This is a genomic window from Thermorhabdus hydrogeniformans (assembly GCF_049310025.1).
Lineage (GTDB): Bacteria > Bacillota > Thermosediminibacteria > Thermosediminibacterales > Tepidanaerobacteraceae > JBJYKD01.
Genome location: NZ_JBJYKD010000027.1, coordinates 1 through 23,748 on the forward strand (window position 1 = coordinate 1; position 23,748 = coordinate 23,748).

Annotated in this window: 24 protein-coding genes and 1 pseudogene; 24 read left to right on the forward strand and 1 reads right to left on the reverse strand. The window is 39.7% G+C overall.

The annotated features are described in order from the left end of the window. Positions 1–79 precede the first annotated feature (79 nt). The 14 genes from ACKX14_RS12145 (at position 80) to gyaR (ending at position 13,627) form a co-directional block, all read left to right on the forward strand. On the forward strand, positions 80–1,087 hold the full coding sequence (locus tag ACKX14_RS12145; RefSeq protein WP_422448001.1) for a TRAP transporter substrate-binding protein: 1,008 nt from the start codon (positions 80–82) through the stop codon (positions 1,085–1,087). Positions 1,088–1,106: 19 nt separating this feature from the next. Next, positions 1,107–1,583: a TRAP transporter small permease gene (locus ACKX14_RS12150; protein WP_422448002.1), complete on the forward strand. Its 477-nt coding sequence runs from the start codon at positions 1,107–1,109 to the stop codon at positions 1,581–1,583. Between the two features lie 4 nt (positions 1,584–1,587). Continuing rightward, the gene (locus ACKX14_RS12155; RefSeq protein ID WP_422448003.1) at positions 1,588–2,868 is read left to right on the forward strand and encodes a TRAP transporter large permease; all 1,281 of its coding nucleotides are present in this window, start codon (positions 1,588–1,590) and stop codon (positions 2,866–2,868) included. A 23-nt stretch (positions 2,869–2,891) separates the two neighbouring features. Further along, the gene (locus tag ACKX14_RS12160) at positions 2,892–3,920 is read left to right on the forward strand and encodes a TRAP transporter substrate-binding protein (protein ID WP_422448005.1); all 1,029 of its coding nucleotides are present in this window, start codon (positions 2,892–2,894) and stop codon (positions 3,918–3,920) included. 66 nt (positions 3,921–3,986) lie between these two features. Next, a complete protein-coding gene (locus tag ACKX14_RS12165; RefSeq protein ID WP_422448007.1) occupies positions 3,987–4,454 on the forward strand; it encodes a TRAP transporter small permease in 468 nt (155 codons plus the stop codon). Between the two features lie 12 nt (positions 4,455–4,466). Continuing rightward, a complete protein-coding gene (locus tag ACKX14_RS12170; protein ID WP_422448009.1) occupies positions 4,467–5,765 on the forward strand; it encodes a TRAP transporter large permease in 1,299 nt (432 codons plus the stop codon). 38 nt (positions 5,766–5,803) lie between these two features. After that, positions 5,804–6,553, forward strand: coding sequence for an SDR family NAD(P)-dependent oxidoreductase (locus ACKX14_RS12175; RefSeq protein ID WP_422448011.1), 750 nt, complete (start codon positions 5,804–5,806; stop codon positions 6,551–6,553). 45 nt (positions 6,554–6,598) lie between these two features. After that, positions 6,599–7,381, forward strand: a complete 783-nt coding sequence (locus tag ACKX14_RS12180; RefSeq protein ID WP_422448013.1) for a 3-oxoacyl-ACP reductase family protein — start codon at positions 6,599–6,601, stop codon at positions 7,379–7,381. 132 nt (positions 7,382–7,513) lie between these two features. Beyond that, entirely contained in the window at positions 7,514–8,209 is a 696-nt protein-coding gene (locus ACKX14_RS12185) for an RraA family protein (RefSeq protein ID WP_422448015.1), read from the forward strand. Further along, the gene (locus ACKX14_RS12190; RefSeq protein WP_422448017.1) at positions 8,196–9,263 is read left to right on the forward strand and encodes an Ldh family oxidoreductase; all 1,068 of its coding nucleotides are present in this window, start codon (positions 8,196–8,198) and stop codon (positions 9,261–9,263) included. Before ACKX14_RS12185 ends, ACKX14_RS12190 begins: the two co-directional genes overlap by 14 nt. Positions 9,264–9,277: 14 nt before the next feature. After that, positions 9,278–9,556: a MoaD/ThiS family protein gene (locus tag ACKX14_RS12195; protein WP_422448019.1), complete on the forward strand. Its 279-nt coding sequence runs from the start codon at positions 9,278–9,280 to the stop codon at positions 9,554–9,556. Positions 9,557–9,561: 5 nt separating this feature from the next. After that, positions 9,562–11,421, forward strand: coding sequence for an aldehyde ferredoxin oxidoreductase family protein (locus ACKX14_RS12200; protein WP_422448021.1), 1,860 nt, complete (start codon positions 9,562–9,564; stop codon positions 11,419–11,421). Between the two features lie 30 nt (positions 11,422–11,451). Further along, positions 11,452–12,615, forward strand: coding sequence for an iron-containing alcohol dehydrogenase (locus ACKX14_RS12205; RefSeq protein WP_422448023.1), 1,164 nt, complete (start codon positions 11,452–11,454; stop codon positions 12,613–12,615). A gap of 25 nt (positions 12,616–12,640) precedes the next feature. Then, positions 12,641–13,627: a glyoxylate reductase gene (gene gyaR, locus ACKX14_RS12210; RefSeq protein ID WP_422448025.1), complete on the forward strand. Its 987-nt coding sequence runs from the start codon at positions 12,641–12,643 to the stop codon at positions 13,625–13,627. Positions 13,628–13,681: 54 nt separating this feature from the next. Here gyaR and ACKX14_RS12215 read toward each other — a convergent pair whose 3' ends face one another. Then, positions 13,682–14,938 (reverse strand): CdaR family transcriptional regulator, encoded by a 1,257-nt coding sequence (locus ACKX14_RS12215; RefSeq protein ID WP_422448027.1) that lies wholly within the window; start codon positions 14,936–14,938, stop codon positions 13,682–13,684. Between the two features lie 211 nt (positions 14,939–15,149). Between ACKX14_RS12215 and ACKX14_RS12220 the strand changes: the two genes are divergently transcribed. From ACKX14_RS12220 to pdxA, 10 genes and pseudogenes are all read left to right on the forward strand, one after another. Next, positions 15,150–15,293, forward strand: a complete 144-nt coding sequence (locus ACKX14_RS12220; protein ID WP_422448029.1) for a hypothetical protein — start codon at positions 15,150–15,152, stop codon at positions 15,291–15,293. Positions 15,294–15,363: 70 nt separating this feature from the next. Then, positions 15,364–15,789 carry a nucleotidyltransferase domain-containing protein gene (locus tag ACKX14_RS12225; protein WP_422448031.1) on the forward strand — a complete coding sequence of 142 codons (426 nt, stop codon included), beginning with the start codon at positions 15,364–15,366 and terminating at the stop codon, positions 15,787–15,789. A 499-nt stretch (positions 15,790–16,288) separates the two neighbouring features. Further along, a pseudogene (locus tag ACKX14_RS12230) lies at positions 16,289–16,366 on the forward strand (hypothetical protein); the annotation flags it as partial. Then, the gene (locus ACKX14_RS12235) at positions 16,367–16,513 is read left to right on the forward strand and encodes a hypothetical protein (RefSeq protein ID WP_422448033.1); all 147 of its coding nucleotides are present in this window, start codon (positions 16,367–16,369) and stop codon (positions 16,511–16,513) included. Between the two features lie 51 nt (positions 16,514–16,564). Then, complete coding sequence (locus ACKX14_RS12240) at positions 16,565–18,466, forward strand: sigma 54-interacting transcriptional regulator (protein WP_422448035.1); 1,902 nt, start codon at positions 16,565–16,567, stop codon at positions 18,464–18,466. A 155-nt stretch (positions 18,467–18,621) separates the two neighbouring features. Beyond that, the gene (locus ACKX14_RS12245; protein ID WP_422448037.1) at positions 18,622–18,924 is read left to right on the forward strand and encodes a UxaA family hydrolase; all 303 of its coding nucleotides are present in this window, start codon (positions 18,622–18,624) and stop codon (positions 18,922–18,924) included. Then, positions 18,921–20,078, forward strand: a complete 1,158-nt coding sequence (locus ACKX14_RS12250; protein ID WP_422448039.1) for a UxaA family hydrolase — start codon at positions 18,921–18,923, stop codon at positions 20,076–20,078. The genes ACKX14_RS12245 and ACKX14_RS12250 overlap by 4 nt, the downstream gene beginning before the upstream one ends. 160 nt (positions 20,079–20,238) lie before the next feature. After that, entirely contained in the window at positions 20,239–21,231 is a 993-nt protein-coding gene (locus ACKX14_RS12255) for a 2-keto-3-deoxygluconate permease (protein WP_422448041.1), read from the forward strand. 105 nt (positions 21,232–21,336) lie between these two features. Continuing rightward, on the forward strand, positions 21,337–22,590 hold the full coding sequence (locus ACKX14_RS12260) for a four-carbon acid sugar kinase family protein (RefSeq protein WP_422448043.1): 1,254 nt from the start codon (positions 21,337–21,339) through the stop codon (positions 22,588–22,590). Positions 22,591–22,592: 2 nt separating this feature from the next. Beyond that, the gene (pdxA, locus tag ACKX14_RS12265) at positions 22,593–23,588 is read left to right on the forward strand and encodes a 4-hydroxythreonine-4-phosphate dehydrogenase PdxA (protein ID WP_422448045.1); all 996 of its coding nucleotides are present in this window, start codon (positions 22,593–22,595) and stop codon (positions 23,586–23,588) included. Positions 23,589–23,748 lie beyond the last annotated feature (160 nt).

Sequence of the window (23,748 nt, forward strand, 5' to 3'; positions counted from 1 at the left end):
TTAGTTTTTATTTTTCAAGCCGTATTTGGTTAAATATGGATTGGGGAAAAGGGGGAGTTTTTACACTGGAATCATGTCAATGAAAAATGTAAAAATATTAGCTGTTGTTACAATGATACTTATATTTTTAACTGCTTGTGGCTCAAAAAACTCCGCCACCAGTAAACGAACCTACACTATGAAAATTGGGCATGGTACCGCTGAATCCAGTCTTTATCATTTTGGAGCAGTAAAATTCAAAGAATTGGTTGAACAAAAATCTAATGGGAAAATAAAGGTTGAAATTTATCCAAACGGCCAAATAGGGCATGACAAGGAACTTTTGGAAAAAATGAAACTAGGAGCCATTGAAGGCGGTGTTATCGGTACAGAGCCTATAGCAGGATGGGCGCCTAAAATCCAGGTTATAAACCTCCCATACTTATTTAAAGACAGAGAAACAGCTTACAGAATTTTAGACGGAAATATCGGAGAAGAAATTTTTAAAGATCAGCCTAAGCAAAATGGAATAAGACTTTTAGCGTATTTCGAAAATGGATTTAGACAGGTTACAAACAATACTAGACCGATTAATGGTGTTGCGGATTTGAAAGGTATAAAGATAAGAGTTTCAAATAGCCCCGTATCCATAGCTATATTTAAGGCTTTAGGCGCAAACCCAACTCCAATGAGCTTTGGTGAAGTATATACTGCTCTTGAACAAAAAGTTGTGGATGGCCAGGAAAATCCGTTAGCCCTTATAGAAAGCTCAAAATTTTATGAAGTACAGAAATACCTTGCTATTACCAATCACATATATTCGCCGTGTGTGCTACTGGTCAGTGAGAAATTTTATCAGTCGCTGCCCGATGACTTGAAAAAAGCGGTAGTTGAAGCAGCAAAAGAAGCCAGGGACTTACAACGGAAAGAAAGCCAGAAAAGAGACCAGGAATTGCTTGAAATCTTAAAGCAAAAAGGAATGCAGGTTACAACACCTAATATTGAAGAATTTGCACAGGCTACTAAAGATGTTCACTTGGAATTTGATGACAAGTACGGCAAAGAATTTTATGAGAAGGTCATAAATGAGATAAATTCTGCAAAGTAATTTGGAGGTCAATATTTAAATGACTTTTCTTAAAAAGATTGATGAATTTTTTGAAAAAATAAATATAACAATTGGCAGCATTTTGGTCATAGCAATGGTTGTAGTCGTGGTATTACAAGTTTATTACCGGTACGTTCTGCATAATTCTTTAAGCTGGTCCGAAGAACTAGCAAGGTGTATATTTGCATGGGTGACTTTTTTGGGTGCAGATATAGCTTTGAGAAAGGGCGCCCACATAGGTTTGGATTTAATCGAAAAAAAATTAAACAATGGACAAAAAACGGTGCTAAAGTATATCAAAAACTTTATTATTGGTTTCTTTAGTGCAGCGATGATAAAAACAGGTATTGAAGTGGTCTCTATAACTATGAGCCAAAATCTGCCCGCATTACAGATACCAACGGGATATGTTTATGTAGCAATACCTTTTGCTGGAATGACAATGCTATTGCATGTGGTCTACGATACTTTTAAAGAGATTAAAGGAGTAGCTTAATAATATGGAAGCATTAATTTTGTTGGGTAGTTTTGTAATATTCTTTTTGCTGAATATACCTATATCTTTTGCAATAGGAATGTCGACAGTTTTAACAATCTTGTACAATGGAAAATTTCCGCTTTCCGTTGTTGCCCAGAGCATGGGAACTGGTGTCGACTCTTTCCCGCTAATGGCGATACCATTTTTCATGCTGGCTGGGATAATAATGTCGGAAGGGGGGATAGGTGTAAGGTTAATTGATTTTGCATCGTCACTAGTAGGCTTTGTTAAGGGCGGCCTCGCAATGGTAACGGTAGTTTCAAATATGATAATGGCAGGTATGTCGGGGTCATCTGTAGCAGACAGTTCTGCTACGGGATCAGTATTAATACCAGCGATGCAAAAGAAAGGTTATCCTTTACCGTTCGCAGTTGCAATTGTAGCAAGCGCATCGGTAATAGGAATTATAATTCCTCCCAGTATCCCAATGGTAATTTATGGTGTTATCAGTGGCGTATCTATTGGCCAAATGTTTCTAGCTGGAGCCATTCCGGGTGTTTTGGTAGGGTTAAGCCTTATGGGAGTATCATATTACTATGCAAATAAAGAAAACTACCCACGAGAAGAGTGGGGAGGGTTCAGGAAAATATGGCAGGAGTTTAAAAAATCATTTTTCGCTCTATTGATGCCGGTAATAATTTTGGGCGGCATAATCGGAGGTATTATGACACCTACTGAATCAGCTGCCGTGGCAGTGATATATGCAGTGATTGTCGGCGCTTTTGTCTATAAAGAACTAACAATTAAAAAGGTGCCAAAAATTCTTTTGGAATGCTTAGTGGGAACTGCATCTGTAATGTTTCTAGTGTCAGTAGCTTCAGGATTTGGCTGGCTCCTTGCTAGCGAGCAGATTCCTCAGTTGTTAGCTAAAACTATACTCAGTATTTCTACAAATAAATATATTGTGCTACTTTTGATAAATATACTCCTGTTGTTCACGGGAACTTTTATGGACTTGACTGCAGCATTGATTATTTTAGGCCCTGTATTGGTACCTCTTATCCAGAATGTAGGAATAGATCCAATTCATTTTGGTATAATCATGACAATGAATCTAGGCATAGGTCTTGTAACTCCACCTGTTGGTGTTTGTCTATTTGTTTGCTGTAACATTGCAAAAACAACTATCACTAAAGTTGGTAGAGCATTGCTCCCTGTCATAGCTGCCATGATTGTAGTGTTACTGATTGTCTCATATGTCCCTTCAATAACCATGTTTTTGCCAAAATTAATTATAAAATGAATAAACTAAGGAGGAACATTTCTATGAAAAAATGGTTAGCCTTGTTGTTAATCCCTGTTTTAGCAGTTTCGCTTGTTGTGGGTTGTGGCCAGCAAAAAGCTAGCAATGACTCTAGCAGTGGACAGCAACAAAAAGAAGAGAAGCCTATAGAAATAACATTTGCAATTCATACACCCCCGGGAACCATAGAAAATCAGGCTGCAGAAATGTTTAAGAAAACTGTAGAAGAAAAAACGAATAATGCCATAACCGTCAAATTATTCCCAGGAGCAGTACTTGGAGGCGAGAGAGACAACATTGAGCAAATAAAAACTGGTGAAATTCAGATGAGTATTTTCGGCGACATACTTACATCGATGTACGCACCGGAATATGATGCTACTGTTATTCCATATATTTTCCCTGACATGGAATCGGTATATAAATATTGGAATGGCCCATTTGGAGAAAAGATTGAACTGGCTTTAGAACAGAAAGGAAATGTTAAACTGATTGGTCTAGAAAAAAGAGGAGCCAGAAACTTAACCACCAATAAAGAAGTAAAGACGCCGGAAGATTTAAAAGGCATTAAGATAAGAGTCCCTGAAATTCCGACATGGATTACAGTATGGAAGTCTTTGGGGACACTCCCAACTCCTATAGCCTGGAATGAGGTTTACAGTGCATTACAGACAAAAGTAGTAGATGCACAGGAAAACCCATATGAAAATATTTATACAGCTAAATTGTATGAAGTTCAGAAGTATACCATTAAAACAGAGCATTTGTTTAATATGTTCCACTGGGTTGTGAACAAGGATTTCTTCAACAATCTCAAACCCGAGTATCAACAGATTATATTAGATGCAGTTAAAGAGGCTACGAAGTGGGGAGACGAACAGATGAGCAATAGGGATGCAGAGCTAGAGCAGAAGCTGAAAGAAGCAGGTATGAAAATAATTGAAGTTGATAAAGAAGCGTTCCGCAAGGCGGCTATTCCTGGAATTAAAGAGGTTGCAAAAGGTTGGGCCCCCGGCGTATGGGATGAAGTCAAGGGGTATATTGGCGAATAAAGAAAGCTTTTTGCAAGGAGGATTCAAAAAAGAATCCTCCTTGATGTAAAAAGGGAGTGAATAATTATGCTTAGAAAAAGGCTTCACGACATAGTTAAAATTATGGGAAATGCCCTTTTAATTTTACTAGTGTTTTGTGTTATACTACAGGTTATTTTTCGTTATGTCTTAAAAATTTCGGTACCCTGGACCGAGGAACTTGCGAGAGTAATTACCATATGGTTGACTATAATAGGACTTGCGGTGATAGAGAGCGAAAACACCCAGATTACCACAACATACTTCGTATCAAAAATGAAAGATAGTTATCAAAAGATATGGAAAATCGTCATTGCATTACTTACAATAATATTTTTGTGCACATTTTTTGTCGGCTCTCTTAAAATGTTGCCGCAAGCCAGCAATATAATGCTTGGCTCAATGCCGTTTTTGAAGACGAGCATCATTTATGTTCCGCCACTAATCGCTGTACCTTTGGCAATTATTTTCATTATATATCAAATAAGGGATTTTAAAGAATTTAAAGAAATTTAAGGGGGAACAACAATGGCAATAATGCTTTTAATATTTTTAGGGCTTCTGATATTTTTGTTCATCACGGGGTTTCCCGTCCCATATGCTATAGGCCTGACCTCGCTTGCTGTATTGATTTATGAAAGAGGTATCTTTGGAATACCTTACGAAATGATGGCTCAAAGAATAATTTACGGAGTAAATAATTTCACACTGCTGGCTATACCGTTTTTTTTGTTAGCGGGAAAATTAATGAATACCGGTGGTATAACCAAGAGGATTTTTAAATTTGCAAATACCATCATAGGTTATTTGCCTGGGGGCTTGGGGCACGCAAATATTGTAGCAAGTATAATTTTTGCAGGGATGAGCGGTTCTGCAGTGGCAGATGCTGCGGGATTGGGAACCATAGAAGTGCAAGCAATGCTTGATGAAGGATATGACAGAGAATTTAGTGCGGCCGTAACAGCAGCGTCGTCTACCATAGGCCCCATAATCCCGCCAAGCATACCGATGGTTATGTACGGGGTCATGGGCGATGTTTCCATTGCGGCACTTTTGGTAGCTGGCATTGTCCCAGGTTTATTAATGGGACTTTGCATGATGATAATGGTTTACTACTATGCCATAAAAAGAGGATACCCCAGGAGACCTTTTCCAAAGATAAAAGAAGTTTTACAAAGTTTTTATGAGGCTTTTTGGCCTTTATTGACGCCGGTAATTTTAATTGGTGGAATTTTACTGGGTATTTTCACTGCCACTGAAGCGGCAGCGGTAGCTTCACTTTATGCGTTTATTTTATCAGTTTTTATTTATCGCGAACTGAAAATAAAAGATGTCATGGGGATAGTATATGAAACAGTGAAAGAAACAGCTCTTATACTGTTTATAGTTGCTAACGCTTCTTTATACGGATGGCTGCTGATAAAGACGCAAATGCCCATGATGTTTATGGAGCAAGTATTTAATATCAGTAAAAATCCCCTTATTATATTATTCATTTTAAATATATTCTGGTTGATTGTAGGATGCTTCATGGAAACGAATGCTGCAATTACGATATTGACACCCATTATGATGCCGCTGGCATTGGCTATAGGGATAAATCCGGTTCATTTGGGAGTTGTTATGGTGTTAAATCTCATGATAGGTCTTCTAACGCCACCTATTGGAATGTGTCTATATGCGGTTGCAAGAGTGGCAAAGATAAGTTTTGATAAGATGGTCAAGGCGGTTGCTCCATTTTATATACCTCTGTTTGTCGCCTTAATTTTAGTTACTATATTCCCACAAATATCTTTGTGGCTACCTAATCTGCTTTTGGGTAAATAAATAAAAAACATGAAATAAAAAACATGGAGGGTAATGATATGTTTTCACTGGACGGGAGAATTGCCATAGTAACTGGAGGGGCCAAAGGTATAGGAAAAAGTATAGTATTAGCTTTGAGCAAAGTGGGAGCAATAACTGTAATAGCGGATATAGATGCTCTTAGTGGTCAAGAACTAGAAAGGAACTTGAAGCAAAAGGGATTAAAAGCCGAATTTATGCAGGTAGACGTTTCGGAGAGTGAAAGCGTCAATAAAATGATTGATGAGGTTGTGGAAAAATACGGCAAAATAGATATCCTTGTCAATAACGCCGGGATTCTTCATGACGCCCAAATCACAGATATAGATGATGCCACCTGGGACAGGGTAATAAAAGTCAATTTGACAGGGGTATTTTACTGCTGCCGCGCAGTTGTACCACATATGATTAGGCAAAAATACGGCAAGATAATAAATATTGCTTCAGCTGGAGGGAAATTGGGTTTTCCTTTTGCAGGGGTCGATTATTGTGCGACTAAAGGTGGAATAATGGCCTTGACAAGGCAACTCGCACTACAGATATCGAAGTATGGTATAAATGTAAACGCAGTAGCTCCCGGCACCACCGAGACAGAATTAATTAAAGATAGAAGTGAAGATCAGAAAAGATATATTATATCCCGGATACCGGTGGGAAGAATGGGAAGACCGGAAGATACGGCTGCGGCGGTGGTATTTCTGGCATCTTCAGGTTCAGACTATATAACCGGTGAAACAATCGATGTCAATGGCGGATTGTATATGGACTAATTTTTTAATCTGAATAAAATAAAATGTAATAAGAGGGCGATAGTCATGAATATCAATTATTTTGATAAAATGCGCGAACCTTTTCTAAAAGAAAAAGTTGCACTGATTACTGGCGCTTCAAAGGGTATTGGAAGGGATATAGCTTTGCTACTGGCGCAATTGGGGGCTAAAGTTGTCATAAATTACTCCAAAAATGAAGACAAGGCAATGGAAGTTTTAAAAGAAATACAAGATAAAGGGGGAGAGGCTATAATTTACAAAACTGATGTCAGTATTTCAAAGGAAGTTAACAGAATGGTGGAAGACACTATCGGCAAGTTTGGGAAAATAGACATTCTTGTTAACAACGCAGGGATTACCGATCCAAGGTTTTTCCTGGAGATTAAAGAAGAAGACTGGGATAGGATGATGGGTATCCATCTCAAGGGGGCGTTTAATTGCTGCAAATATATTGTGCCTCATATGATAGAAAGGAGATACGGCAGGATTATTAACATGTCTTCTGCAGTGGCAAAAAGCGGTTCTATTGGTGCAGGAGCTCACTATTGTGCAGCAAAGGCGGGAATTATAGGCTTTACAAAGGCTCTGGCAAACCAGCTTGCTCAGTATAACATCACCGTTAACGCTGTAGCACCGGCCATGATCGATACTGAAATGATTCGGTGGAGATCAGAAGAACTGCTAAAAGAACACATCGAACTAATACCTATGAAGAGGATTGGTACGTGCAGAGAGGTTTCCGAAGCGGTGGCGTATCTAGCATCAGATTTTGCAGAGTTTATAACCGGATATACTATTGACATCAATGGTGGACTTTATATGGACTAAATGTAGTCATTTTCAACAAAAAATATAGCATTTTGTTGGAGAACTTTATTTAAACTGCTGGTAGTTATATTAAGTCGAAGAAACTATAATCATTGTAGAAAAAAATAAAAAATTAAAGTAGGAGTGAATACTATGTCTAATGTGGGCTTTAAGGTTGTAATGAACATAAAAAGGCCCCCTAGAGAACTGGTAGAAAAGTTTAGGGAGTTTTCTACACCGAATATTGCTGACAATATGAACAGATTTTTTTGCGTTGCTTCAGAAATAAAAATGATAAATGAGAAAAAAGATCTGAAGATGGTTGGCACCGCCCTGACGGTTAAAACGCGAATGGCGGATAATCTGATGGTTCACAAAGCTCTGGAAATAGCAAAACCAGGGGATGTGATTGTGGTAGATGCGTCAGGTGATATGAACAATGCCATTCTAGGTGAAATAATGGTCAGGTTGGCTATCAAGAGAAGCCTCGCCGGTTATCTGATCGATGGATGCATAAGAGATTCCGGAGCAATCAAAGAGTTGGATTTTCCTGTTTTTGCAAGAGGTGCAAATCCTAAAGGACCCTATAAAGATGGCCCAGGAGAAATAAATGTTCCTATATCTTGTGGCGGAGTTGTTATAAGGCCCGGTGACATTTTGGTTGGTGATGCTGACGGAGTGGTGGTGATACCCCCGGAAGAAGCTGAAAACATATTAGAAAATACAATAAAGATTGTGGAAAAGGAAAAGTTGATGTTTGAACAGATTGAAAAAGGAACTCTAGATAGGAGTTGGATTGACAAAACACTTAGAGAAAGAGGATGTGAAGTAATCGATGGAATCGAATGAAAATGTAAGGTATATAAATCATAAGTTGATAAAAAAATTCGGAGTAGATCTTTTTGAGAGAGAAGGAGTTCCTACAAATGATGCTCAAATAATTGTCGACAACCTTGTAAAAGCCAATCTCCGCGGGGTCGATTCCCACGGGGTTAGTCGTATACCCATTTATATGAAGCGGTTAAAGCTTAAACTGGTTGAGCCAGTATGTAAGATAAAGTTTGAAAAAAAAGTAGGAAGCGTGGCAGTAATAAATGGTTGTAACAGTATGGGTGCAGTTGTGGGATATAATGCGATGAAATATGCCATTAACGCTGCCAGAGAAAAAGGAATTTTTTTCATTGCAGTTAATAATTCCAATCACTTTGGCACCGCTGCATTCTATTCGATGATGGCTTTGGATTATGATATGATAGGATTTGCCACATCCAATGCTCCTTCAACAATGGCACCATGGGGAGGAATTAAGCCTTTTATTGGGACAAACCCCTTTTCATTTGCCATACCAGCAGGTAAGAGAATGCCAATCGTCATTGATATGGCCACCAGTGTTGTAGCGAGAGGGAAAATAATATTGGCAGAAAAGAATAACCAAAGGATTCCTGAAGGTTGGGCAATTAATAAAGAAGGAGAAGTAACCACAGATGCAAAGGAAGCTCTAGAGGGTTCAGTGTTGCCCTTCGGCGGTCCTAAAGGGTACGCTATATCGCTGTTAATCGACATATTATGTGGGATTTTGTCTGGTGCCGCCTATGGCCCTTATATAGGCAATCTATATGAAAATTTTGTTGAAGCCCAAAATGTAGGGCATTGTTTTGCGGCTATAGATATCAGTAAATTTATAGATGTAGAAGTATTTAAATATCGCATTGATAAAATGATAGAAGAGATTAAAGACTCGCCTAAAGCAAAAAATGTTGAAGAAATATACCTGCCCGGAGAAATCGAGTATAGAACACAAAAAGAAAGACTTGAAAAAGGCATCCCGCTCACATTACCGGTAATTCAAGAACTAAAGGAATTAGGCAGGAGCTATAATGTAAATACAGAACTATTTGATTAAGGGTGCTAAAGCAAATGATTATAAAAATAAATTTATTTCCACCTTACTCAATTATAGTAAAACAAAAAAAGATAAATTTAGAAGTCAAGGGAACTTCGGCGAGTTTAAAAGATGTAATAAAAGAATTTATCAAAAAATACCCTGAGGTTAAGGATTTGGTGCCATGTGTTGAGGATAGGGATAGAGTTTATGGAAATTTAGTTCCGGTAAGAAATGGCAAGGTAGTATTTCTGAATGAAGAAATATTTGAAAACGATGTAATAGATTTTTACGGTTCTCTAAGTGGAGGCTAAATTTTTTGGAAGGGGATGTTAAGCTGATGTATGGTTACTGGAATAAAATAATAAGGATAAATTTGACCAACAAGACCTCCTCTTCAGAAAGTATTAAAGAAGAATTATGGAGAAAATACTTAGGTGGAAGCGGCCTTGGCGCAAAACTGCTTTATGACGAAATCAAGCCGGACACAGACCCCCTTGGGCCGGATAACAAGATATTCTTTTTAACAGGTCCCTTTTGTGGGACGAATATTCCTACCTCGGGGAGGCATGCTGCCGTTACAAAATCACCGCTGACCGGGATTTTTGCAGAATCGGACGTCGGAGGTTCATGGGGATATGAACTAAAGAGAGCGGGATATGATGGCATAATTATTGAAGGAAAAGCCGATAGCCCGGTTTACTTGTATATAGATGATTCAAAAATAGAGATAAAAGATGCTAGACATATATGGGGCAAAGATACTTATGAGACTGATGAATTATTAAAAAAAGAATTGTCACCAGATGTTCAGGTAATGAGCATAGGACCTGCTGGTGAAAATTTGGTAAAATTCGCTGCAATTATGACTGATGGTAAAGACGGTAGAGCCCTGGGCAGGTGCGGCATTGGAGCTGTAATGGGTTCAAAAAATCTAAAAGCTATTGCGGTTAAAGGGGCCAGAAGCGTTAGTGTATTCGATAGAGAGAGATTGAGTAAAACTATCAGGGATATAGCACCGGGAATAAAAGAAGCTACAGTTAATATGACAAAGTTTGGGACCAGCGGTGGGGTTATTGGTCATGAAAGTTACGGAAACTTCCCCTTGGGTAATTGGAAAGTTGGACGTTGGCCGGAGGGAGCTGAAAAAATTTCCGGCCAAAAAATGGCAGAAACCATTCTAGTTAAAAATTACCGTTGTAAAGGATGTATAATAGGATGCGGACGGGTGGTGAAAATTGAAGAAGGACCTTACAAAGGAGTTGATGGGGCCGGACCTGAATATGAGACCATTGGTACTCTAGGCGGTTTATGCCTTATAGATAATCTTGAAGCCATAGCTTATGCTAATGAACTTTGCAACCGTTATGGCATGGATACTATAACCACTGGTGGTGTTATAGCCTTTGCAATGGAGCTTTATGAGAGGGGAATAATAACAAAACAGGATACTGATGGGCTGGATGTAAAATTTGGCAATGCCGAAGCAATGGTGGAATTGGTAAAAATGATAGCAGAAAGGCGTGGTATAGGTAAAATTTTAGCTGAAGGGGTTAGACAGGCTGCAAGAGAAATTGGTGGGCTTGCCGGAGAGTATGCATTACATGTTAAGGGGCTAGAACCTCCTGCACATGATCCCAGAGCGTATAATGGAGTTGCTCTTTCATATGCTACATCAAATAGGGGAGCATGTCACTTGGCAGGATTTACCCATGGTTTTGAGAGAGTGTTTGCTATGCCAGAATTGGGATACGACAAACCCCATGATAGGCTTTTAATTGAGGGAAAAGCCGAGTTTGTGGCAAAGATGCAAAATCTTATGGGTGTTTTCGATTCAATAAAACTTTGTAAATTCATGTTACAAGGAGGTTTAAGAATAAGTACAATAGTTGAATGGATAAAATCTGTAATAGGTTGGGAAGATTATTCCTTTGAAGAGTTAATGATTACGGGGGAGAGAATTTTCAATATAAAAAGGATGTTTAATGTAAAATGCGGTATTTCCAGAAAAGAAGATACACTCCCAATGCGATTCCTTACATTAAAGAGAAAAGGTCCCGGCATTATGGTAAATTTGCCCCATTTAGGTAAAATGCTAAGCGATTATTATGAGTATCGCGGTTGGAGTGAAGAAGGAATTCCAGAAGAGTCTAAACTCAAAGAATTAGATTTAATATAAATAATAATTAATTTTAGGGGGTTTTCGAATATGGATTTAAAGGTATATAAAATGCCTACTGAAATTATAATGGGAAGAGGCGCTTCAGGAAAGGTAGGCGAAAAAGTAAAAGAGTTAAATGCAAAAAAAGCTTTTGTAGTCACAGATAAAGGTGTTATTAATGCAGGTTTATTAAACGGTATTGTAGAATCATTAAAAAGAGAAAATATAGAATACGTATTGTTTGATGAAGTAGAATCCGATCCAGGCATTGATATGATTGAAAGAGCAACAGAGATTGCAAAAAAGTCAGGTTGTGAAATAACCATAGGTGTCGGCGGCGGGAGTTCCATGGATTCTGCAAAAGCTGTAGCTGCAATGGTTACAAATGAAGGAAAGATTTTCGATTATATCGGGATAGGAAAAATTAAAAAACCTGCATTGCCCATCATTGCTATACCCACTACAGCGGGTACCGGGAGTGAAGCTACTTACTGGTCAGTATTAACTGATAAAAAAACAAAATTTAAAACCGGTGTAGGAAGCTGGTACCTGATGCCCACAGTGGCAATAATTGATCCTCTTCTGACTAAGTCAGTACCACCTAAGGTGACTGCATTTACTGGTATGGATGCGTTAACCCATGCCATGGAATCTTACGTCTGCAAAGCGACACAGCCCATCTCCGAGGCCCTGGCGTTACATTCGATGAAGTTAATAGCTCGTAGCTTGAGAAAAGCAGTGGCAAACGGTGATGATCTTGATGCAAGAGAAGATATGATTATGGCGAGCAATATAGCAGCTTTGGCTTTTAACGTTACAAGGTTAGGTCTTGCCCATGCATTTGCATCACCGCTAGGTGCTCATTTCAACATACCGCACGGCCTGGCGAATGCCATTGTTCTACCGCATGTAATGGAATTTAATGTTATGGCTGTGCCTGAAAAATTTGCTGAAATAGCTACAATTTTTGAAGAAAATATTGCTGGCCTTTCGAGGATGGAAGCGGGGATGAAAGCTGTAGAGGCCATTAAAAAATTGATGAGAGACATAGGTATAGTAGAGGGTTTAAAGGATTTTGGCGTGAAAGAAGAAGATTTAAAACCGATTGCGGAAGAAGCCTATACCAGCGGAAATGTGGCAGTAAATCCAAGGAAGTCTACTGTAAACGACCTTATAAAAATACTTGAAAAGGCTATGAATGGTTTGAAATAATATTGAAGAAAGAAGGTTATAAAACATGAAACCAAAAGTTTATGTTACAAGGATTATCCCCGAAGAGGGCCTAAACATCATACGGGAAATTGCCGATATCAAGGTTTGGCAAGAAGAATTGCCACCTCCAAGGGAAGTTTTAATGAAAGAAATTGAAGAAGTTGACGGTTTATTGTCGCTTCTTACTGACAAAATTGATGCAGAATTAATGGATAGGGCAAAAAATTTAAAAATTGTAAGTAATTATGCGGTAGGATTTGATAATATCGACTTAGAAGCAGCTACAAAGCGAGGTATAATGGCGACAAACACTCCCGGAGTTTTGACAGAGACCACCGCGGATTTGGCTTTTGCCCTCTTAATGGCCACTGCCAGGAGAATTGTAGAAGGAGACAAATTTGTGAGAGCTGGCAAGTGGAAAACGTGGGGGCCAATGCTGATGCTGGGGCAGGATATACATGGTGCCACTCTGGGGCTGGTAGGCTTAGGCAGAATCGGATATGCTATGGCAAAAAGGGCAAAAGGATTCGACATGAAGGTTATGTATTATGATCTGGTGAGAAACGAAAAAGCCGAACAAGAATTAGGATTGGAGTTTGTAAATCTTGAAGAACTAATGAAAGAATCGGATTTTGTAAGTGTACACGTCCCACTGACCCCACAAACAAGACATCTCATCAATAAAAAGACCTTAAATCTTATGAAGAAGAACGCCATTCTGGTTAATACCTCAAGAGGGCCCATAGTGGATGAAGAAGCACTTTATGAGGCGCTTGTAAACAATAGAATTGCGGGAGCGGGCCTGGATGTGATGGACCCTGAACCGCCCAGTATGGATAATCCGTTGCTAAAACTTGACAATGTAATACTGTTGCCACACATAGCCAGCGCCAGCGTAACCACAAGGACAAAGATGGCTACTATGGCCGCCGAAAATTTGGTTGCGGGGTTAAAAGGAGAGATACCACCAAATTTGTTGAATGAAGAAGTGTTAAAAAATAGAAAACAGTAAAGAATGATAAGTATAAAGTCTGGTATTCATCCAGACTTTATACTTTATTTAAAATCAATTTATTTGTTTTAATACATTAATTAATAGACCGATTGTTAAGTCAATGGCATCACTAAAGATCCGTGGATCTCGGTTAGTAAGACTATAAATTTTATCAAGCCTGTACAGTAAAGTATTTCGATGAATATAAAGTTCTCTTGAAGCTTTACTGACATTAAGGTTGCATTCGAAAAACTTAAATAATGTTTCTTTTAATGTAGGGTCTAACAGGTCGTTTAAATTATGATTTACTCCTAAATATTTTTCCATAAATTTGTTACAAATTTCTTTAGGAATACTGTCTATTAAAAGGTATAAACCCAAATTATCAATATAAAACACGTTGGTTTTTTGAGAATTAATATAAATTCCCGAATTATTTATAACTTTCCCGATTTGAATTGCTTTTATAGCTTCTTTAAATGACTTTGTCAACTCTCTAACCGAAGGATAATTAGATCCAATGCCAGCATATATTTCAACGCTAGACTTTATTTTTATTTCTCTAATAATGTTTTCACAGGAGCGGATAATTTGTTTTACTTCATGTTTGTAGTTTTTGGAATTTTTTAAGGCAAAAAGGATAGCAAAATTATTATTGCTGAGAGTTACGATAATATCATGCTGGTTATTAATATATTTTTGAATAATGTTCTCAAACTTTTTATTTAGAGATTGGTCAAATTGACCGGAATATGCAGATATATTAGTTTTATCTTCAGTTTTTTCATTATTAGTTACTTTTTCTTTAAAACTATCGATTTCAAAAACAGCGCATACCCGGGGTATGGTTAGATCAAATCCCAAGACCTTTCCGCGCATAATAATTTGCTCATCATCGGTATTATAGAAGTTTTCATGCAGTAGATCATATAAAAAACGCTCTTTTGCACTTAATTCCATGTGTATTTGTTGTATCAGAAAGGTTTGATGTAGCATTAATTCTACCATAGCTTTAACTACTTCACCAAATTGTCTAACTATTACTGGTTCTCCAGTTATGCCTACTACCCCAACTATTTTATCATTAAAGGAAATTGGAAGATTTACCCCAGGCTTAATCCCTTCAGAAAATTTTGCATTCTCTTCAGTTATCTCTATGCTCTTGCCTGTCTTAATAACTTCTTCAGCACCTTTATGGTAAGAATTTACCCTTTTTGGATTTGTACTTGCAATAATAATTCCCATATTATTCATGATATTGATGTCATATCCAATTATTTGTTTTATTTTTTCAACTATATCGGTTGCTAAGGAAGATGTTAAAATCATATAATCTCCTCCTTGTAAATTCCAGACTTTGACTTTCGTGTAGGGGTTCATAGAAAAATGTGCTTTTTGTAGGAGCAATATTTTTTTATTTTATGTTAACTTGGGGTCTTAACATAATAGCGCTGCTCTCAAGAATTAATGACAACAGATTTGTTTTTATATAATTTCTATAAAGCCTGATAAAATCCTGTTTTTTATGTATAAGATTATATTGACAAATTGCACAAATACCCTGCACGAGAGATTTGCAAAATACGGAACGGAATTTGTTGCAGGAGTGGGTTCGCTCTATGATGGGATAGCGGGTTTGAAAAGGTCCTATGATGAAGCCGTCAAGGCCATTGTTAATATATAGTCAATTAATGTTGAATAATTATGAAATTTAACTATAATATAAGTAAGACATTAATTATGGGGTAGATACCATGCCGCTTGAATTAATTACGATTGATCTTGAAAAATTAAAGATCCATATATCCTCAAAATTAATGGGGTTTCCTGAAATACAGGGTGCTTATTTATTTGGCTCTTGCTTGGAAAAAATGAGGCCCGATAGCGATATAGATCTCGGGATTATTTTTGTAGAAAGTCCAAGACAAAAAGTAGATTTACTGATTGAAAAAGTATACTCCTTACTAGGTCGTTTCGATGGTCATCCCTTTGATATAGTTTCGGTACGTGATGTTAATATTATATTGGCTTTTAAAATTTTTCGCCATGGCATACCCGTATATATTTCTGACAATGATAAAGTTACCGATCTAATTGAACAGATTAGCAGAAAACATTCCGATATATATCCTCGTTACAGAAGAGCACTGGAGATTGTAAGCGGGATGAGGAGTGAGTAGCTTGACCGTTGATGTTGAAAGAGCCGTTCTATCCCCATTCTTCATCCAGAAGCCACCAATATGGCACCCACGGCTATAAGCCCAGCGCCTAACCGTTCACAGGACTTACCTTTTCTCCCGGGAAAACCGCCGCCAGAATGGTCAAAGACTAAGTGAGCTTATCAATAGGTGCAACCCGGGCCACTTCGACGAATTTTAATGCGAGAATTTAAGGCCAGAAAATAAAACAGCCATGAAGAAGCACCGGCAATTCCACTTAAGATAATATATATAAAAGTTTTTCTATCGGCTATCACAAAGGTATTTTATTGAGATTCCCCTGAAAAAAGACACCGTATACCAGGAAATAGCCATTATTGGTACATACTGCTGCGGCTGAACATCCCCGTGCTTAAAGCATACTGCCAGACTTTGCTTACATGCACACTGAAAAACTTGAAGAGGTGCATCACGGATAGTGAAATAAAGAAGATTTCATTCACTGGGGCTAAACAAGCTAATTGTTTATCTCGGCAAAGCCGTTAAGTACAGAATTATAATTGTTGACGCAATTGCATGGGATCTGGGGGGAAACCCCGTGCGGATGGAAAGAATAATAGTCGGCAAAGATCCGGTACTGGTGGATACCTACGGGGTGTGGCTTTTGGGTTACTCCAAAGATGAGACTGTCCCCCGGCAAAAGGATATATTAAATTTCTTGGAGAAGATTATTGAGGGAAAATAGTGCTTGCCCGAATTTTGCCATAAGAGTTATTAAAGAGAAAGAGGGTTAACAATGAAAATTGTTTTGATTGCACCTTATAACAACCTTCTGGAGACCGCTGTAGAAGTCAAAAAGGATTTAAATGTGGAGTTTGAAGTCGAATTGGGGGATTTGAGTGAAGGTGCAAAAATTGCTGTGGAATGGGAGAAAAAAGGCGCCGACATAATTATCAGCCGTGGAGGCACTTATAAAATGATAAAAGAAGCGGTGTCTGTCCCTGTGGTAGAAATTAAAGTGAGCCCCTACGACATATTGAGGCAATTTCAAGGCTTGATAGGTTATAGCGGTCTGATCGGTGTGGCGGGGTACTGGAATGTTATATACGGCTGTGAAGTTATCGGAGAAGTACTCGGTTTAAATTTGATAAAGGTGGTTATCGAAAAAGAAGAGGAAGGTCCATTACAGGTGGCAAAGGCGGCGGAAGAGGGTGTCGGCTTGTTTATAGGCGATACCATTGGAGCTCGAAGCGCCGCAAGTCTGGGTTTAAAAAGCCGCCTCATAACATCAGGCAAAGAAGCTCTGGCAAATGCTGTAAATGAGGCTTTCAGACTGGCCGAAGCCATTAGAGCGGAAAAGACAAAAGCCGAGCAGATCAAGACTATAGTTGATTTTGTGCACGATGGAATTATAGCCGTAGATAAGCAGGGGTATATTTCCATCTACAATAAAATGGCTGAAAAAATTTTTAAAAAGTCAGCCCAAAATGCCGTCGGGCAAAAGGTTGAAAAAGTTGTTCCCAATACTAAACTCTATGAAGTTATTAAATCGGGCAAACCTCAATTGGGAGAACTCCAGAAGATTTCGGACATTATGATAGCTACAAACAGGGTGCCGATAATTGTGGATAATGAAGTGTTGGGAGCTGTTGCCACCTTTCAGGATGTAACTTTGCTACAGAGCACCGAACAAAAGATCAGAAGGCAGATGGCTGATAGGGGGCTTGTGGCAGACTACAAATTTGAGGATTTATTGTTTAAAAGCCATGTGATGGAGGAAGTTGTAAAACAGGCAAAACAGTATGCTAAATTGGAGTCTACTGTCCTTATAAATGGAGAAACAGGTACCGGCAAAGAGCTCTTTGCCCAGAGCATTCACAATGAAAGTAAAAGAAAGTTTGGCCCGTTTGTGGCGGTAAACTGCGCCGCATTGCCGGAGAATTTGCTGGAAAGCGAATTGTTCGGATATGCGGAAGGAGCATTCACAGGGGCGAGAAAAGGCGGTAAAATAGGTTTATTTGAACTGGCGCACAGAGGAACCATTTTTCTCGACGAAATCGGTGAGATGCCTCTAAACCTCCAATCCAGGTTGCTTAGGGTAATCCAGGATAAGAGGGTTATGCGAATAGGTGATGATAGACTTATACCCGTAGATGTCAGAATTATCTGCGCCACAAACAGGAATTTATTGGAGATGGTTCGGGAAGGCAGATTCAGGGAAGACCTCTATTACCGTATAAGCGTCTTGACGATAAATCTACCTGCTCTGAGAGAGAGGAAAGAGGATATTGAAATTCTGGTTCAAAATTTCATAAGACATTTTTCATTGAAAAATAATAAGAGTATTTTGGGGATAACGCCGGAGGCCATGAAAATATTAAAATCCTTAGATTATCCGGGGAACGTGCGGGAACTGGAAAACATAATCGAAAGAGCCTGTGCGTTGTGCGAAGGGCAATTTATTACGGGTGAAAATTTAAGATTTTATAATCAAATAAAAAAATCTAACGGTCAATCTTCACCTAAATCGGTTTTTGAGGACAGCCATGATATCAAACCATTGAGAGAAATGGAAAATGAATATATTAAAAATGTGTTAATACATTTTAATGGGAATATCACGAAGACCGCGGAAAAACTGGGTATTGACAGAACTACTTTGTGGCGAAAATTAAAAAATATGAAGTTGCACCATTAATTGATGCAAAACACAATAGAGGTTTTATTTTGCAACAGTAAAATGTTGCAAAATAAAACCTCTTGTTTTATCTATAATTTCTAAATCAATAAAAAGCGCTTTTTAAAGCCTGGCATAGATATTGCAATTTAATGACAGATGGAGGTGATTTTATAATGAAGAAGTTGGCAGTGGTGGCTCACCGCAACGATAACGTAGCCACTACGGTAAAAGACTTAAGCAAGGGGCAGGAAGTAATAGTGGATGTCGATGGCAGGGAGGTTAAAGTAATCTTATTAAACGATGTTCCGTTTGGCCACAAATTCGCGATAAAAGACATCCAGGAAGGTGGAGATGTGGTTAAGTACGGTGAAGTCATTGGGCGGGCGACTAAAACAATTAAAGCGGGCGAGTATGTTCATGTGCACAACATTGAAAGTGTAAGAGGCCGGGGCGATTGGGAGGTTGATAGAAAATGAAGATACAAGGATATGTTAGGCCAGATGGGAAAGTTGGTATAAGGAATCATATCGCGGTAATTCCCTGTTCGGTTTGTGCCAGTGAGGTGGCTATGCGGATTGCAGCCAGTGTGGAAGGCGCTGTAGCACTTCCTAACCAGCACGGCTGTTGCCAGATAGGCGCAGATTTAGAGCTGACTGCAAGGACACTGATTGGATTGGGCAAAAACCCCAATGTGGCAGCAGTTTTAGTGGTAGGATTAGGTTGTGAGGGTGTGCCAGCTGAGAGAGTAGCTAAAGAAATAGCGGCAACAGGCAAAAAAGTAGAATACATTATAATACAGGATTGTGGAGGAACGTTGAAAGCGGAAGAAAAGGGAACTCGTATTGTACGCCAGTTTGCCCAGAAGGTTGCCGAATTAAAGAGAGAAGAGGTTGATATTTCAAATCTCATACTGGCCGTGGAATGCGGCGGCTCCGATACCACATCCGGGCTTGCATCAAATCCAGCTGCAGGATATGTCTCGGATAAACTTATCGAATTAGGCGGGACTTCCATGTTTTCAGAAACTACGGAGATCATAGGTGCCGAGCACCTGCTGGCAAAGAGGGCAGTATCGAAGGAGGTGGGAGATAAACTGATACAAATTGTTCGGAATTGCGAGGAAAAGGCAAAAACAATGGGTGTGGATATGCGGGGTGGCCAGCCTACTCCGGGCAATATTGAGGGCGGTATAAGCACAATAGAAGAAAAATCTCTTGGCTGTATATATAAAGGCGGCACCAAACCGGTTCAGGGGGTTTTGGATTACGGGGAAGCCCCCACGGGTAAGGGGCTTTACATTATGGATACACCTGGCCAGGATATAGAATCAATTACCGGTATGACGGCCGGTGGGGCCCAAATAGTGATTTTCACCACCGGTAGAGGAACTCCGACGGGGTCTCCCATCGCTCCTGTAATTAAAGTCACCGGCAACCCCAACACCTTTAAAAAAATGGAAGACAATATTGATATCAATGCGGGCACTATAGTAGAGGGCGATGAAACAATTAGAGAAGTAGGGGAGAAACTGTTCAGCGAAATGATTGATGTGGTTAACGGAAAACTTACAAAAGCGGAGGCTTTGAAGCACAGGGAATTTGGAATGTATAAACTTATATCGACGTTTTAAGGTTGGCAGTTCTGACGGCTGCCGGCTGTTAACAGCGTATGATGGAGGGTGGGGAGAAGCAGGTCTTTTTTCCAGGTAGTAAAGGAATTCTCCCCCTCAGAACCTTTAGTTTACAAATTAGGAATGAAAATTTCGAAAAAAGACTGGAGGGATAGAATTAATGGGAAGAGTTCCTATTTTAAAGACTATTGAAAAAGTACCTGGTGGTTTAATGGTCGTTTTTTTAATATTGGGTGCCGTTATAAATACATTTGCTCCAGAAGCCTTAAAAATAGGCAGCTTTACGACAGCTTTATTCAAAAATGGTGCTCTACCCCTTATCGCTGTGCTGCTTGTATGCAGTGGTGCTCAAATAACCATTACGACCGCAGGTGTCGCCCTGTGGAAGGGGATAGTAATAAATACTTCAAAGGTAGTATTGGGATGTATAATAGGTATCCTGGTTGGTAAATTGTTGGGCCCCCAAGCGACCTTATTTGGTTTGACTCCACTCGCATTAATCGCTGCTATGGCGAATTCAAACGGAGGGCTTTATACTGCTCTTGCTTCAAAATATGGTGATGAAACCGATATAGGTGCTGTGGCTATAATTTCTACCAATGATGGTCCTTTTTTCACTATGCTGGCGATGGGTATGACCGGTTTGGCGAACATACCCTGGGTTGCGCTTATAGCTGTTATCATACCTATAATTGTGGGAATGATTTTGGGAAACCTGGATGAGGATATGCGTAAATTTTTGGCTCCCGGCGTTATGCTGTCAATACCATTCTTTTCTTTCCCTTTAGGGGCGTCGCTGAATCTCATCGATATAGTGAAGGCTGGGGCTCCAGGAGTGTTGCTTGGCTTATTGACCCTGGTTGTGACGGGTGTAGGTGGGTACTTTGCATATAAATATCTTGTTCCTCAAAATTATCGAAAGAGTAATGCAGTTGGAGCAGCCATAGGGACAGCTGCCGGGAATGCTGTTGCTACTCCCGCTGCTGTAGCTGCAGTTGATCCATCGTGGGTCCCCTATGTTTCAACTGCTACGGTTCAGGTCGGTGCTGCGGTGGTCATCACTGCCATTCTCTGCCCATTGCTGGTCGATTTCCTCGACAAGATGCAGCAAAGGCGAAAAAACAATACGGAAAGTAAAGTGAAATCGCTTTAATTTTGTCTCCTCAAAGTGATTTTGTAAGAATTAATGTGACCAATCTATTTTTAATATATACTTGAATATATACTTGAATCACCACATTTTGGGGAGGAGAAAAAATTGTTCAAGATTATAGTGATAGCCGACGATTTTACCGGGGCCAACGATACGGGAGTACAGGTAACAAAGCACCGTTACTCGGCGGTTACCATAATGAATGAAAAACTTATGACAAAATACAAAGATGTGGTTGATGTTTTGGTGATAGATACAGAAACTAGAAGCGTTCCACCCCCCAGCGCATATCAGAGGCTCAGGGAAGTATCTCAAGCCATAAAATCATATGAGAATGCCGTTATATATAAAAAAGTAGATTCCACTTTGAGGGGAAATATAGGAATAGAAATCAAAGCCATGAGGGAAATTCTGGAGCCGGAGCTTACCGTGTTTGCTCCGGCTTTTCCAAAAAATGGCCGTACTACGGAAAAGGGCATTCATTATGTGAAAGGAGTGCCGGTAGACAGAACCGAATTTGCCAAAGATCCAAAAAATCCCGTAACCACCTCAGATCTAAAACTGATGCTTGAAAGCCAATTAAATACGCCCGTAAGACACAAGACCAGGGAAGAAATAAGGCATGACCTGGAAAAAGGATTGCAAATTGAACTCCGGGATTACAATACTTTTTCCTTCGATGCTCTGTGCGATGAAGACCTACGAACCATTGCTGGGAGTATATTAAACCTGGGAAGAAAAACCCTATGGGTGGGTTCTGCGGGGCTGGCAGAAGCCCTCACTGTTATCCTAAAGGAAAAATCGGGTAAAAGACCGATTTTGGTAATAGCCGGCAGTGTCAGTGAGGTAACTCGAAGCCAGATCTTCAAAGCTGTGGAAGATGGAAATATAGAACTTGTAAGATTGGATGTAAAAAAGGCGTTGACGTCTCCGGCTGACGAGATAAAAAAAGTCACAAAAAAATGTTATGAACACATGGATAAAGGGAAAGATGTTATAATATCATCAGCGACCGATGAGGAATCCATAAAACTGGCGCTTGAAACAGGAAGGCGAAAAAATCTTTCTTTGCCGGAGGTAAGCGAAGCTCTGGCTCAGGTTCTGGGAGATATTACCATCTCGGTAATTGGTGAAAAAATGCCTGGAGGCCTGATTTTGACAGGTGGAGATACGGCTATTCATGTAGTCGGTAAGTTTTCTGTTGACGGCTGCAGGATAAACTCCGAACTTGAACCTGGCATTCCTGAACTGGTGCTCGACGGCGGACCTTATGATGGACTCAGAATCGTGACAAAAGCCGGGGCTTTTGGAAATGAAGATTCCATTCTAAATGCCATAAGATTTTTGAGAGGAGAATAGAAATGAAACCCTTAGTGGGCATAACCATGGGTGACCCGGCGGGAGTTGGGCCGGAAATAAGTTTGAAGTCCGCCGTTTCTGCCCAACTTTCCGGGATTGCGAGGATAGTAATTTTGGGGTCAAGATCGATATTGGATTACTATAAAGACCTGTTAAAAATCCAGGTTCCAATTAAGGAAATAAGTACGCCCGAGGAATTTGAGGAAGGGGTTATAAATCTCCTGGCCGTGAAAGATCTTGATTTGAATGACTTTAAAATAGGCAGGGTATCGCCGCACTGCGGGCGTGCCGCGTACGATTACCTGGAAGCTGGAATAAAACTTGCTCTGGAAGGGAAAATCTCCGCCATAACCACCGCACCCTTAAACAAAGAAGCACTGCACCGCGCTGGGTTGAATTTTGCCGGCCATACGGAAATACTGGCTAAGCTCACTGAAACTCCTGACTATGCCATGATGCTGGTATGTGAAAACTTCAGGGTGATTCATGTTACCACCCACGTCCCTCTTCGAAAAGCCTGTGATATGATAAAAAAAGAGAGAGTATACAGGACAATAAAGCTAGCCCATGAAGCGGTCAAAATGATGGGGATATCACATCCCGCGACGGCCGTAGCCGGATTAAACCCCCATGCGGGGGAGTCAGGGATTTTCGGCAGTGAAGATCAGGAGGAGATATTGCCTGCCGTCCAAAAGGCGAGAGAGGAAGGATTGAAAGTTTTCGGCCCGCTGCCCCCTGACACCGTATTTTTGAAAGCTCTAAAAGGAGAATATGATGCAGTGGTAGCCATGTATCATGATCAGGGTCATATACCGATAAAGCTTTTAGGATTTGAAACGGGTGTAAACATTACAGTTGGTCTGCCGATTATACGGACCTCGGTGGATCATGGGACGGCTTTCGACATAGCAGGGAAGGGTGTGGCCAGCGAAAGGAGCATGGTGGAAGCCGTTAAAATCGCTGCGAAGATGGCTGCTGCAAAAATTAAAAAATATTAAAAAGGGCCCTCAAAGGGCTCTTTTTTTTATGTCATAGTATCCATAGTATCCAGCGAAGCTGTGATTTCTTTGTCGATGAGAGACCGGTATTACTTTATAAGGAATGGTCAAAGCAATAGATTCCAAACTCTAACATAAGCAGGCTGCAGCGCTGTAAGAA

Coding starts and splice junctions, on each gene's coding strand:
- ACKX14_RS12205 (WP_422448023.1), top strand. CDS start 11,452: ATGGATTTAAAGGTATATAAAATGCCTACTGAAATTATAATGGGAAGA.
- ACKX14_RS12145 (WP_422448001.1), top strand. CDS start 80: ATGAAAAATGTAAAAATATTAGCTGTTGTTACAATGATACTTATATTT.
- ACKX14_RS12150 (WP_422448002.1), top strand. CDS start 1,107: ATGACTTTTCTTAAAAAGATTGATGAATTTTTTGAAAAAATAAATATA.
- ACKX14_RS12225 (WP_422448031.1), top strand. CDS start 15,364: ATGCCGCTTGAATTAATTACGATTGATCTTGAAAAATTAAAGATCCAT.
- ACKX14_RS12170 (WP_422448009.1), top strand. CDS start 4,467: ATGGCAATAATGCTTTTAATATTTTTAGGGCTTCTGATATTTTTGTTC.
- ACKX14_RS12250 (WP_422448039.1), top strand. CDS start 18,921: ATGAAGATACAAGGATATGTTAGGCCAGATGGGAAAGTTGGTATAAGG.
- ACKX14_RS12215 (WP_422448027.1), bottom strand. CDS start 14,938: ATGATTTTAACATCTTCCTTAGCAACCGATATAGTTGAAAAAATAAAA.
- pdxA (WP_422448045.1), top strand. CDS start 22,593: ATGAAACCCTTAGTGGGCATAACCATGGGTGACCCGGCGGGAGTTGGG.
- ACKX14_RS12240 (WP_422448035.1), top strand. CDS start 16,565: ATGAAAATTGTTTTGATTGCACCTTATAACAACCTTCTGGAGACCGCT.
- ACKX14_RS12245 (WP_422448037.1), top strand. CDS start 18,622: ATGAAGAAGTTGGCAGTGGTGGCTCACCGCAACGATAACGTAGCCACT.
- ACKX14_RS12155 (WP_422448003.1), top strand. CDS start 1,588: ATGGAAGCATTAATTTTGTTGGGTAGTTTTGTAATATTCTTTTTGCTG.
- ACKX14_RS12190 (WP_422448017.1), top strand. CDS start 8,196: ATGGAATCGAATGAAAATGTAAGGTATATAAATCATAAGTTGATAAAA.
- ACKX14_RS12180 (WP_422448013.1), top strand. CDS start 6,599: ATGAATATCAATTATTTTGATAAAATGCGCGAACCTTTTCTAAAAGAA.
- gyaR (WP_422448025.1), top strand. CDS start 12,641: ATGAAACCAAAAGTTTATGTTACAAGGATTATCCCCGAAGAGGGCCTA.
- ACKX14_RS12175 (WP_422448011.1), top strand. CDS start 5,804: ATGTTTTCACTGGACGGGAGAATTGCCATAGTAACTGGAGGGGCCAAA.
- ACKX14_RS12160 (WP_422448005.1), top strand. CDS start 2,892: ATGAAAAAATGGTTAGCCTTGTTGTTAATCCCTGTTTTAGCAGTTTCG.
- ACKX14_RS12165 (WP_422448007.1), top strand. CDS start 3,987: ATGCTTAGAAAAAGGCTTCACGACATAGTTAAAATTATGGGAAATGCC.
- ACKX14_RS12255 (WP_422448041.1), top strand. CDS start 20,239: ATGGGAAGAGTTCCTATTTTAAAGACTATTGAAAAAGTACCTGGTGGT.
- ACKX14_RS12195 (WP_422448019.1), top strand. CDS start 9,278: ATGATTATAAAAATAAATTTATTTCCACCTTACTCAATTATAGTAAAA.
- ACKX14_RS12185 (WP_422448015.1), top strand. CDS start 7,514: ATGTCTAATGTGGGCTTTAAGGTTGTAATGAACATAAAAAGGCCCCCT.